The 10,902-nt window shown below is 46.0% G+C and carries 19 protein-coding genes and 1 pseudogene; 16 read left to right on the top strand and 4 right to left on the bottom strand.

Annotation, left to right across the window (positions count from 1 at the left end):
* A pseudogene (locus tag IM515_RS20840) lies at positions 1–109 on the top strand (IS1 family transposase); the annotation flags it as partial.
* A 39-nt stretch (positions 110–148) separates the two neighbouring features.
* Here the strand turns inward: IM515_RS20840 and IM515_RS20835 are convergent.
* From IM515_RS20835 to IM515_RS20825, 3 genes are all read right to left on the bottom strand, one after another.
* Complete coding sequence (locus IM515_RS20835; RefSeq protein WP_287626979.1) at positions 149–316, bottom strand: hypothetical protein; 168 nt, start codon at positions 314–316, stop codon at positions 149–151.
* A gap of 66 nt (positions 317–382) precedes the next feature.
* Positions 383–595 (bottom strand): hypothetical protein, encoded by a 213-nt coding sequence (locus IM515_RS20830; protein ID WP_287626978.1) that lies wholly within the window; start codon positions 593–595, stop codon positions 383–385.
* A gap of 7 nt (positions 596–602) precedes the next feature.
* A complete protein-coding gene (locus tag IM515_RS20825) occupies positions 603–1,355 on the bottom strand; it encodes a BRO-N domain-containing protein (RefSeq protein WP_287626977.1) in 753 nt (250 codons plus the stop codon).
* 146 nt (positions 1,356–1,501) lie between these two features.
* On the opposite strand from IM515_RS20825, the gene IM515_RS20820 reads away from it, so the two are divergent.
* The 3 genes from IM515_RS20820 (at position 1,502) to IM515_RS20810 (ending at position 2,850) form a co-directional block, all read left to right on the top strand.
* A complete protein-coding gene (locus IM515_RS20820) occupies positions 1,502–1,744 on the top strand; it encodes a helix-turn-helix domain-containing protein (RefSeq protein ID WP_287626976.1) in 243 nt (80 codons plus the stop codon).
* A 238-nt stretch (positions 1,745–1,982) separates the two neighbouring features.
* Complete coding sequence (locus IM515_RS20815; RefSeq protein ID WP_287626975.1) at positions 1,983–2,177, top strand: hypothetical protein; 195 nt, start codon at positions 1,983–1,985, stop codon at positions 2,175–2,177.
* Between the two features lie 85 nt (positions 2,178–2,262).
* Positions 2,263–2,850: a hypothetical protein gene (locus tag IM515_RS20810; protein WP_287626974.1), complete on the top strand. Its 588-nt coding sequence runs from the start codon at positions 2,263–2,265 to the stop codon at positions 2,848–2,850.
* Positions 2,851–2,875: 25 nt separating this feature from the next.
* Here the strand turns inward: IM515_RS20810 and dnaB are convergent, their stop codons facing one another.
* Positions 2,876–4,201 (bottom strand): replicative DNA helicase, encoded by a 1,326-nt coding sequence (dnaB, locus tag IM515_RS20805; RefSeq protein WP_287626973.1) that lies wholly within the window; start codon positions 4,199–4,201, stop codon positions 2,876–2,878.
* 1 nt (position 4,202) lies between these two features.
* Between dnaB and IM515_RS20800 the strand changes: the two genes are divergently transcribed.
* The 12 genes from IM515_RS20800 (at position 4,203) to IM515_RS20745 (ending at position 10,829) form a co-directional block, all read left to right on the top strand.
* On the top strand, positions 4,203–4,544 hold the full coding sequence (locus tag IM515_RS20800; protein ID WP_287626972.1) for a KTSC domain-containing protein: 342 nt from the start codon (positions 4,203–4,205) through the stop codon (positions 4,542–4,544).
* 397 nt (positions 4,545–4,941) lie between these two features.
* Positions 4,942–5,553, top strand: a complete 612-nt coding sequence (locus tag IM515_RS20795) for a hypothetical protein (RefSeq protein WP_287626971.1) — start codon at positions 4,942–4,944, stop codon at positions 5,551–5,553.
* Positions 5,553–6,155, top strand: coding sequence for a hypothetical protein (locus IM515_RS20790; RefSeq protein WP_287626970.1), 603 nt, complete (start codon positions 5,553–5,555; stop codon positions 6,153–6,155). Before IM515_RS20795 ends, IM515_RS20790 begins: the two co-directional genes overlap by 1 nt.
* A gap of 4 nt (positions 6,156–6,159) precedes the next feature.
* Positions 6,160–7,305 (top strand): major capsid protein, encoded by a 1,146-nt coding sequence (locus IM515_RS20785; RefSeq protein ID WP_287626969.1) that lies wholly within the window; start codon positions 6,160–6,162, stop codon positions 7,303–7,305.
* Positions 7,306–7,373: 68 nt separating this feature from the next.
* On the top strand, positions 7,374–7,739 hold the full coding sequence (locus IM515_RS20780; RefSeq protein WP_287626968.1) for a hypothetical protein: 366 nt from the start codon (positions 7,374–7,376) through the stop codon (positions 7,737–7,739).
* A gap of 9 nt (positions 7,740–7,748) precedes the next feature.
* Positions 7,749–8,156, top strand: a complete 408-nt coding sequence (locus IM515_RS20775; protein WP_287626967.1) for a hypothetical protein — start codon at positions 7,749–7,751, stop codon at positions 8,154–8,156.
* The gene (locus IM515_RS20770; RefSeq protein WP_287626966.1) at positions 8,153–8,512 is read left to right on the top strand and encodes a hypothetical protein; all 360 of its coding nucleotides are present in this window, start codon (positions 8,153–8,155) and stop codon (positions 8,510–8,512) included. Before IM515_RS20775 ends, IM515_RS20770 begins: the two co-directional genes overlap by 4 nt.
* The gene (locus IM515_RS20765; RefSeq protein ID WP_287626965.1) at positions 8,509–9,534 is read left to right on the top strand and encodes a ParB N-terminal domain-containing protein; all 1,026 of its coding nucleotides are present in this window, start codon (positions 8,509–8,511) and stop codon (positions 9,532–9,534) included. The genes IM515_RS20770 and IM515_RS20765 overlap by 4 nt, the downstream gene beginning before the upstream one ends.
* Positions 9,535–9,537: 3 nt before the next feature.
* Positions 9,538–9,660 (top strand): hypothetical protein, encoded by a 123-nt coding sequence (locus IM515_RS20760; protein WP_287626964.1) that lies wholly within the window; start codon positions 9,538–9,540, stop codon positions 9,658–9,660.
* Positions 9,657–10,058 carry a hypothetical protein gene (locus IM515_RS20755; protein ID WP_287626963.1) on the top strand — a complete coding sequence of 134 codons (402 nt, stop codon included), beginning with the start codon at positions 9,657–9,659 and terminating at the stop codon, positions 10,056–10,058. The genes IM515_RS20760 and IM515_RS20755 overlap by 4 nt, the downstream gene beginning before the upstream one ends.
* A 65-nt stretch (positions 10,059–10,123) precedes the next feature.
* A complete protein-coding gene (locus tag IM515_RS20750; RefSeq protein WP_287626962.1) occupies positions 10,124–10,588 on the top strand; it encodes a phage tail tube protein in 465 nt (154 codons plus the stop codon).
* On the top strand, positions 10,563–10,829 hold the full coding sequence (locus IM515_RS20745; RefSeq protein ID WP_287626961.1) for a hypothetical protein: 267 nt from the start codon (positions 10,563–10,565) through the stop codon (positions 10,827–10,829). The genes IM515_RS20750 and IM515_RS20745 overlap by 26 nt, the downstream gene beginning before the upstream one ends.
* Positions 10,830–10,902: the final 73 nt, after the last annotated feature.

The following is a 10,902-nucleotide window of genomic DNA, read 5'->3' as shown; positions in this document are numbered from 1 at the left end:
TTCTCGGCTGGTGAGAGAGAGTCTATCTTTCTCTAAAAAAATGGAGAATCACGTTGGGGCTGTTTGGTATTTTATCCATGACTACAACGCACAGCTGGCAAAGGATTAAGCCGCCATCACTACTACCGAATCACCACCTACAGAGAAGTTAATTAGAAAGGGTGGTGCTGTTGCGCCAAAGAAGTATCATGCCGAGGATGTTGACTATTAGGGCGATTAGACAAAGCGCCCGTAGGAGGGGTTTGCTGGTGTCGCTGATTTCGACTAGGCGGACGATGATGTAGGTTCCGATCATTAAGCCGATTGTGGGAATCATGGTTTTTTGGGGGAGGATTTAGGATGATTTTACTATAAACCCACCGCCCCAGCGGTGGGTTTTGGGTTAGTTACGGGTTTGGCCGATTAGGGCTTGCCATTTGTCGGTGCTGATTTGGTTGTTGAGGTTGTCTTGAAGGGTTTGGGTTTTGGTTTGAAGTGTTTGAAGGATTGGCAGGTAGATGTTGTCTTGTTCTTGCTGGTCTTCGTAGGTCATGGCTTTGACGAGGACGGCAATAATTTTGCGGATTTCGATGATGTTGTTTTCGATTTCTTGCATGGGTGTTTTATTTGTTGTATTTGGTGGGGTAGCGTTCGACGAGGAGTTCGTAACAGGCGGTGTAGAATGCGTCTCCCATGCCTAGTTCAAAGATGAGGTCTAGGGGTGCTTTGTCGGTGTTGCGGGTGCGGGCTTGGGCATCGAAGCCGCTGCGAAGCCGAAAGTAGCTGTAGGCTTCTTCCCAGATTTTGGCGATGGGGCGACGGAATTTGATGGTGGAGTGGTGGATGAGTAGTAGTACCATTTGTCGGGAGTTGGTGGGGATTTTGGCTTCGGGTTCGGGGAAGGTGAGCCAGAGTTGGTCTGCTTCGTCGATGATGGCTTGTAGGTTTTTGATGTGTCGTTTGTGTTGGTCTGCGGTTTCTTCTAGGGTGTTGATTTGTTTTTCGAGTTTGTCGAAGCGATCGATTATCCAGGTTGATACGGTTTCTTGGGGTTGGGTTTGGATTTGGTAGTGGCCGTGTTTGCGGAGGCTGGGGAGGACTTCGTGTGTTACCCAGCGTTTGAAGGTTTTGGCTTCTTTTTTGCGGCTGGTGAAGATGAGGGAATATACTCCGGACTCGGAAACTATTGTCGCGTCTTGCTTTCCGCCGGGGGTATATACATTACAGATACCCTTTTCGTCGTCATCTAGCCGACTGCAAGCTTGGGAAACGTTCCCCAGTTCTAGAACTTGACAGATATCTGTGGCGACGAACCAAGGTTCTCCATTTAGTTGGATCACGCGGACGGTTTTGGAGTTAAAATCGAAGGTTAGCATTTGATTTCAGGGACTAAATCCCTGGTTAGGGCGATCGAGCTTATAGCCGATCGCTTTTTACAAGATTTATTGTAACCCTGTTAGTTAACACTTGTCAACTAACAACTTGACAGTTATAATATAATTAACGTGTTAAGGTACTCGTCATGTCTGTGAAAGTAAATCGAATTATTAAAAAAGAAGTAGAAGTTGCTGACCTAGGAAAAAAGATTAAGAAAGCTAGGGAAGCGAGCGATCGCTCTGTAACAAGCTTGGCTAAAGAAGTAGGTATTTCCCGCAATTACTGGTATCAACTCGAGGCCGAGGCTGTATTAAGTGGGATCGCTGAGGAAACTCTCAGAAAAATTGAATCGGCACTCAATGTTAATTTTGGCGTTCGCTTTGATTAGAACAGAGGAAAGCTTTTTTTTGCTGTATCTGTGTAATATGTTTTACGCTCTACCGCACGAATAGCATCGCCAGTACCGATGCTATTCGCAAAAACCAAGCGCAGCAAGGCTTTTAAGGTGTTTAGAAAAAATATTTGTAAATTGTCAACTAAACACTTGACAAACTTTGGAAACTATCCTATAGTAGTAATCACAGGGGTTGAGAACACTACAGAGCGCCCCGAAGGAGATTGCAACTATGACTACTGAAACTATTTACAGTGTTGATGATTTGTTTGATGGGATTGAGGTTGAGTTTGCGGAGGATGATTTAGGGGAGCCTGATTATCCAGTATGCAGAGAGGAGGATGAGATTATTTACGAGATGCTTGAGGGTAGTGTTATTGATTACGATTTTCTAGATCAAGCATATAGAGAATCGATCGGGGAATAATTCGCTGACCTGGGTAGGTCGATAAACTGCCCAATTCGACACATTTGATGACTATTCGATACATTTCACCATTTAGAGGTTTACTATGCTTTTCAACACGAAAATTCAAGAGATTCAGTCCCAAGTTTCTGCTAATTCTTTGGAAATTGAGGCGCTATTATTGCGGGTGGAGGAGTTGCGCGCCCAAAATTTAGCGATGGAAAATCACTTACAGCAGTTAGGCAGTGCAGAAAATGCGGCGGAGTCTGCCATAGAACAGATTAAGACTGCTTTGATGATGATTAATGCGATTAGTCCGACTGAGGTGATGACGTTTAAGGGTGCGATCGATTCTCTGTTTGATTGTGAGCGCCCGCAGTTGGCGGCTTGCGGTGAGCCTGTCGAATCTGCGGTTGATCCCGAACCAGAACCGGAGCCAGAACCTAGCGAGGATGCTGTTATTGAGGTGGTGGCTGAAACCAATGGACATAATGGCAATGGACACGGGGATATTATTGAGATGGAAGATTTGGAGATTGGGGTATCAGATATTGAGGCGGCTTTAGGTAAGCTAGGGATTAACGAGTTACGGAAGTTGGCTAAGGCAAAACGGCTAGACAGCAAGGGAGCTAAATTTATACTGATCAAGCGCTTAATTGGTGCGGGGATTACGGAGGCTGATTTAATAGCCTAGAGTTTCAGTTATCAGCAGGGGTGATTTAAAAATCACTCCTGCTATTTTTTAGGTTAAGAAATTTGGTAAATTCTGATTGAAAGAGTAGCTTGATTGTGCCGGTGGGTCCGTTACGGTGTTTGGTGATGATTACTTCTGCTAGACCTCGATCGAGGCTGTCGGGGTTATAGTATTCATCTCGGTATAACATCATAATTAGGTCGGAATCTTGCTCTAAAGCTCCTGATTCACGGAGATCGGACATCATTGGTCTTTTGTTGTTGCGAGATTCTACGGCGCGGCTTAACTGGGAAAGGGCGATTACTGGGGCGTGAATTTCCCTTGCTAAGGCTTTCAGACTGCGGGTAATTTTAGATAGCTCCTGGACGCGATTATCGCCGCCCTCTCCCATTAATTGCAGATAGTCAATTAGGACTAAGCCGATTTGTCCTTTCTTTTCTGTCTGTAAGCGCCGGACTTGAGAGCGCATCTGGCTGACGGTTAGGTTGGGGGTATCGTCAATGTAGATAGGAAGTTTTAGTAATTTATCGAGTCCGTTAAAAACTTTTTCTAGGTCATTTTGACTTAATCTAGCCGATCGAATCCGATTACTTTCGATTTTAGCCTCATTCGATAACAAACGTTGGGTTAATTGTTCTTTTGACATCTCCAAACTAAAGACAGCCACGGGTAAATTCTGTTGGGCGATATTATAGGCAATATTAAGGGCAAAGGAGGTTTTTCCCATGGATGGCCTGCCGGCGATAATAATTAAATCTGAGGGCTGTAAACCACTGGTCATGGCATCGAGATCATAAAATTGGGTTTCGATGCCGGGGAGGGTGGTGGTTTCGTGCATTTGCTCGATTTTATTGAAGGTTTCGATTAAAGTATCCCCCAGAAAAATTAAACCCTCCTGGGGTCGTTTTTGGGTGAGACGAAAGACTTTTTGTTCTGATTCGTCGAAAATGTTTTCTAGGTCTAGCGTCGTATCCCTAGCTAACTCGATAATTTCTCCGCCAGTGGAAATTAACTGACGACGCATATATTTTTCCATGACTAATTCTGCGTAGCGATCGATATTGGCAGCCGAGACAGTACGATCGATTAATTCCAATAATCTTGGCATTCCCCCGATTTGGTCTAGGAGATGATTGTCTTGTAGCCAACTGCTAACGGTCATTAGGTCTGTTGGCTTTTTCTTTTCCTGTAAGGCAAGGGCGGCGCGATAGATGTCTTGATGGGTTTTCACATAGAAAGCCTCTGGAATTAAGGAATCACTGATTTTACTTAATGCTTTTGGGTCTAGTAGAATACCGCCTAAGATGGATTCTTCTGCTTCAATATTTTGGGGGGGAAGGGAGTTAATCATTATGCTTCAAGTTTGGGCTAGGGAATCAAGCTGTGTTCGTTTTTTTGCCTATGAGGGCAAGCAAAAATACTTAAGGATAAGTTTCGTAGGTGGTGGGACTTACGATTACTTTTATGTGGACAAGGAATATAAGCTTTTTTTGGCAGCCGAGAGCGTGGGAAAGGCTTATCGGGAATTGATTAAGGGAAGATTTCCGAGTCGGAAGTTATCGGAGGAGGAGGAGGAAAAGTGGCTTAAGGCTGTGGTAAGGGGTTTTGAGGTGCGGCGGTTGCAAGGGGAGATCAAAAGGAAGGAAGCGGAGTTAGTGGCTTTGAGAGAAAGACTGGCAAAATTTTGCCGGTAATTTAAAAACCCCGAATGATGGCAGGCATTCGGGGAAACTTTCTCTCACAGATCAGCTTTAGCTATGAATAAATATAGCACGAGTAACGGGTAGCCGATTACACAAAGGCAAAAACCCCCAAAACAGGGGGCTTTCTACTTTAACAACAAAAAGGGTGGGGAGAGGCTGGCAAGCACCAAACCCCACGATATTAATTGTAGCTTATGTAATGTGTAACAGATATAATAAAAGGGTTCTTTTGTTTTGCGGACACAAAAACTAAGACAAACTGATCTACCATTTGTACAACTAGAGGGGAAAGCTGTTTGCGGGCTTTTCCCTCTTTATGTTTGTTTAGGGTTGGCTGTACTAAATTTAAGCTATTGTGTAATGAGTAGCCGATTCTACAGGAGGTCAGATGAAGTATTCGGACGCTTTGAAAGCTATTGCGGAATCTGGGCTGGAAAATGCCCAAGAAATTGCAGATGCAATTAATACCCGGGTAACTGGGGCGACTCAGGCGGAAACCCAGTTCAAGCAATCTCAAGCCCTTTTGGATAGCCTATTTGGGACGTTGGCAGTGGAGGGGGAGTCATTAGCCTCGAAGCTGGATAATGCCCAATCTACGATTAAGGGATTGAAGGATCAAAAAGCCGAGTTTGAAAGTAAGTATTCTGAGTCTTTGGCTGAATTGGAGTCCTTGAAGCGCCAGGGTGCGATCGATTCTGCAGCCCAGGCGATCGGTGCAAACCCGTCGGTTTTGCGAGTTCTGTTACAGCAATCAAAAGACTCCCTAGAGGTGAAGGATGGCAAGCCGATGCTGGGGGGGCGAGACTTGAAAGAGTGGGTAGAAAAAGAACATCAACCTTTTTTGCCTTCGCTTTTCCCTGCGAGTACGACTCCGAGTGTGCCTACGCTTCCTAGCGGTACGAGCGCCGGAGTGCCTCCTAAGCTAGAAAAGCCAAGCCTCGTGGCGGGGATGATGAAGAATTACGAGAAAGCAGTAGAGAAAGTTTTAGGAGTTAGCTAATGTCTGTAGGTCAAGTGTTTTATGCTCCGGAGCGCACGCCACCAGCGTGGGCTGGAGACGGGTTGAATCCTAAAACGATTCTGCCGGGGGGGATTAAGTTAGAAGCGGCGCAGTTTACGTCAGCCGAGTTGACAATCGCGGCGATTGCGGCGATTGATGCGACTTCGATTACTTTATCGAGTGGACTAACCAGGGAGATTAATCCAGGGGATGTGATTGATTTCGGAGGGAAGAAATTCGCACGGGCTACGGCTCCGGCTGCGGTGGGTGCTACTACGGTGACGGTGGCTGCTTTACCTACTGCTTTGGCGATCGGAGATACGGGGAATTTTTCTGGATTGAAGTTTATTGTTTCTGGCACTTTGGTGGGGCGGACTTTTGCGGAAAGGACTGCGGGGACGGGGTTCGGTCCCGCGGTTTCAACGGACGATGAGATTTTCCTTTTGGCTTTTGATGTGCCAGATGCAATTCAGAATCCTTTTGGGGCTGTTTATCGCCATACCTGTTTGGTTTTCGAGAATTATTTACCAGGCTGGACTCCGATGGATTCGACTTTAAAAACCGCAATCAGAAATCGTTATCAATGTATGTTAGGAGTGTAGCCGAATGGTGAAGAGTTTATTGACGCTGGCCACGGAATTAAAGGCTGATGGGGCTTTCGATCGCATCATGCTGAATTCTTTATCTCAGCTTGGCAGTGTGTCGATGCTGAATATGGGGCGCGAGCTAATGGGGGCGCGATTGCTTCCAGATGAAATGCGCCGACGAAATGAATACAAAGAGCAAGCGGTAAGATATCGAACGGTGGTGGCAACAGACGGAACGCCCTACACACCAGCGCAGCTCGTTAAGGGTGCAATGGTGGGTTCGATGAAAGTCGAATTGGGACACCACGACGTGAAAGTCGAAATGGATGCATCTCAGCTTGAGGCCTTGGAAGAGATGATCCTAATGAAAGCCGAAACCCAGGGAGAAAGTGCGGCGGAGTTGCTGGCCCAGCAGGAGCTTTTAAACTGGGTTGATACTTCTGTAAATCTGTCTTTGCAGTTCAAAAAAGAGTTGCAAAGGTGGCAGGCGATTGTAGATGCTCAGGTTAGCCGAGTGTTCCCTGGGGGAACGACGGAGACGGTGAGTTTCCCTAATCCTACGGGGTCCCGCTTTAATGCGGGGGGTACTTGGTCGAATGATAACTATGACCCTATGGAAGATATTATCGCGGCTTGCAATCGCCTATGGGGATTAGGCTTTAATATCGATAAAATGGTCACTTCCACGAATGTGGTGAGTATCATGGCTCTGAACGAGAAAATCAGAACTAGAGCGGGGTATCTCTCGACTTCGGGGGGGGCGGTGTTACCGGTGGGCATTGCTGGTTATGGGTTACCCGATGTTAACTCAGCGATTCGACGGTCTGGCAGTGGCAATAATACTTTGCCGGATATTATGACCTATGACTTGCAGTATCCGACACAGACGGGGACTCAGTATTTTCTGCCTCGGAATTGCTTTGTGATTATCGGTTCTACGGGGGAGAATCGGCAGCTATTGGTAGACGAACGTATTTTCCCTCTTTACAATACTTTGGGCTATTACGGGGTCGGTCGGGTTGAAGGTTATAAAAAGCCTGGGCCGATCATCCACGTCGATACCTATGATAAAAAACCAGTGTCGATTGTGGGCGAGGGCTATATGACGGGTTTTCCCGTTATCACTAACCCGGAAGCTATCTGTGTTATTCGGAATATTTCGTAGCAAATTTTTACCACTGACTTAGCCGACGCTGGTTCCTTTTAACTAGAGATAGTTGAAGGGATTTTTTTATGGCTTTTGCGGCGGGTGATTATTTAAGAGTCTTAACTGCTTTGTTTTGGCCTATTACTAAGGCGCAGGAAGTGCAGACGGCTTTGGGGGTGGCAGAACAGACCCCGGTGGTGGAGTCTACAGTTAAGGATACTTTGGATTTGATTGATGCGATCGTAGAGCAGTTGTCGAGCGATCGAGCTTCGGGTCAGTTGGCTTTGGTTCAAGCCGATGTGCTGTCTTGGGAAGCGGGGTCTCGTCTCAAAAATTTGGAGACGGAACGCAGGGAATTACAGTTTAGACTGGCTAATCTTTTGGGTCTTAATTGGGGTATCCGTCGCATCGTTGGGTCGGGTGATTCTCAGCCTATTGATGTGATTCTTTAGGGGGGATTTATGGCTAGTCCGTTTTCAGCTTATGCAAACAGTACAATTTTTATCCCTTTACTGGGGACGGTAGCCGAGCGAGATGATACGGGTAACTGGGTTGTTACGGGAGGGGGGACGCTTGAGGTGCGGGCTTTATTGAAGATGTCGAGTCAACGGGGTCAGGGGTCTTCTACTACTAAAAACGAAGGGGGTGTAGATGGGGCGACGATTTTAGTGGATGGGTATTTAACCGACCCGATTTTTTTCCCTGAGTCGGTGAGCCTTCCTAATCGTTTTGCTTGTCAAATACAAGGGCCAAATAGATTGCTAAGGGGAGAGCTTGAAATTAAGGCTTCACTGCTTAATCCTTTTGGGGTTGAGCCTTTGACTGGGCAGAAAATAGCAGGGGTCTTTCATGTGGAGGATGGGGTATGAGTAGCCGATTGGATTGGCGAGGAGATGATGTGACGGATAAGGCAAGGGAGGCATTTAAGGAATTGGCGATGTTATTCTTTGCTGAGAATGTTTCGGTGATTTCGGATCCGAGCGCTTTTCAGGATTTCCCTGCTCAGGACATTGTGGATACGGGTAGGTTACGGGCTTCGACTCAGGTTGATTTTGAGTCGCCGGTGGTGGCGGTATTTTCTTGGTCTGTGGAGTACGCAGCTTATGTCCACGAGGGTTATGTGTCAGCCGATGGCCGGGTAGTGTTGGGTCGTCCCTGGACTGAGGTGGCGATCGAGCGTTTGGAACCAGAGAAAACTTTTAATAAATTATTTAGGGGGAAATGATGGCTTCTAGAGGATGGGGAAAAAATAAGAAGGGAATTCTGGTAAATAGTCAGGGGAAAACCGCCCTAGAAGTAAGGCTGGATAAATACGCGGACAAACTAAAAGCAAGGAAGGAGGCTTTAGCTGCTAAGAAAGCCGCTAAAGCTTCTGGTGGTGGGGGTGGAGCCGATGATGGGGAAATAGATTTTGCTGAATTGGAAAAAGCACGAACCTCACAACCGAAAAAGCGAGGGTACATCAAGCCTAAACTACAGCATAAATCAGAGATGACCGCAGATGAAAAAGCACGGCTTAACGATCTTTTTAGTAAGGAGGGGAGAGCGGCGCGTAAGGGGAAACAAGAAGAGATGCAAAAAAAACAACCTAAACGTAAGTCGGGGCAGATGACATACACAGATGTAGGAACACAAAAAAACATTTACCCAGACGAGATAAGTATCAAAAATCCCAAAAAATTTAATGAGGCTAAATTAAACGAGGCAGCCGAGTTGATTAAAAAAGCGGGCTTTAATTATGACCCTGTAATTGTTCGACAAAAAAACGATGATCCTACTCAGAATTCCTATGAGGTAATCGGTAACGCATTTATTTACGAAGCCGCGAAAAGGGCGGGAATCGAAAAAATTCACACTATTGTGGGTGATGGAAAAGCCGAACGGAATTTAAAGGCATCGCGAGATGACGAACCCGATACTTTAACGACTGGACCTAAGTACAATAACAAAGGAGGGTACAGCGATATCGGAACCATAAAATATACCTATCTGGACGAAATTGATGTTAAACCACAACGAGTTAATCAGAAAAAGGTAGCCGAGGCAGCGAAACGATTCAAAGAAGAAGGTAGAAACTGGGAGCCTGTAATTCTTAAAGAAACAGGACCAGATCGTTATGAAATTATCGGAAACGCCCATCTGTACGAAGCGGCGAAACAGGCTGGTTTTGATAGATTGTGGACGATTATTGGAGACAACAACACCAAAGAACATAAACTAGGAGGTAAGAGCAAGCGAAAAAGGTAGGTAATGGACAGAAAAGAAACACGGGATAAACTAGCCGATTGCTTGATGTTGATTCGTCGGTTGCCACGGGATGCGATCGAGGAGCTTTATCAGGCAATCAAGGAAGTTAGCGAGAGACATTTATGACAGCTTGGTGGGAAGATTTGAGGGATACCTTAGAGGAGGAGTTAGCCGATTTACTGGGGACTTATACCCTGAGAACGGCAACGGGGACGGTGACAGTGCCGGCGGTTCATTGCTGGCCGCCGCAACTGGCAAACGATCGCAAGGTGACAGGTCTAGAATTGCTGATTCAGAAAAGCCCTCAAATCAGCCAAGAAAGGCTATTGGGGGAACTGAAACGGACGGGAACCTATACGGTTAGGCTGATTCAGCATGATGAAAGCCAAACTCTGACCGAGGCAGTTGAGATTATTTTGACCTTGTTTCCTAATGCCAGGGCAACCACTTTACCCGGGACAGATTTGGCAGAAGAACAGGCTAAAATTGAGATTCCCGACGGCTTTAGCCGAGTGGTTTTGTGACAAACTTTTCCCCCTGATACCTACTCAATAGACAGATTTTAATTGAGTTAGTTTAGGGGGTGGGTATGCCAATTAGAAGCGATTATAAAATTACGCGGACAGCAGATATTAAGGTGGGAGCCCCGACTACTGGGGCAGGAGGTGCGTTGACGGTTCCTACGACTTTATCCGCAGTTTATGGGGTTCGGAGTTTTACCACTTCTGGGAATGAGTCGGTACTAGAATTTAACACCTACGATAATGAGGGGACGGATGAGTTGGTAACTAATCGTAGGTGGTCAATTAATTGTGCGGCTTTTGAAATTGCGGGAAGCAATCCAGGACTAGGAGTTATCAAGACGGCACTGAAATCGGTGGGGTCGGCTGCTGTAGTTTATTTTGAGTTCGAGGATCAAAGTGATGACGGCGTGAAGGGATTTGCTACTGTGAAAGGAGAGCAAATTTCTCGCGAGGTTGACCAAGCGCAGGAAATCTCTTGGCAGTTTGGGGTTTTGGGTAAACTTTATGCACTTTCCGAGACAATCACTTAATTTACTGGCTGACAAAGAGAATCTGATCGCTTTGGTGGGAGTCGAGCTTTTTGAATCCCACCTTTTTGCTGCTGTGGCTTTTTTTGAAAAAAAGCTAGAAAAAAAAGAGATAATAGTAGCCGATGGAGACGCTTTGCTCTTGAGGATTTTTTTGCCTCCCGAAGCTTTGGGGTTAGGGGGGCGTTCCCGTGTTTTTAATCTTGAGTTGCCTTATGCTACCTTTTCAGAAAAGATCGATTGATTTTATTAAGTTTGAAACCGAGGAGGGAAGTTTTCACCTGCTTAAGCTGGGACACATCACAGTACAAGAGCAA

Source organism: Microcystis sp. M44BS1, from assembly GCF_020244875.1.
Taxonomy (GTDB): domain Bacteria; phylum Cyanobacteriota; class Cyanobacteriia; order Cyanobacteriales; family Microcystaceae; genus Microcystis; species Microcystis panniformis.
The sequence above is the reverse complement of the archived record's forward strand: the minus strand, read 5'-3'. Positions and strand labels throughout refer to the sequence as shown.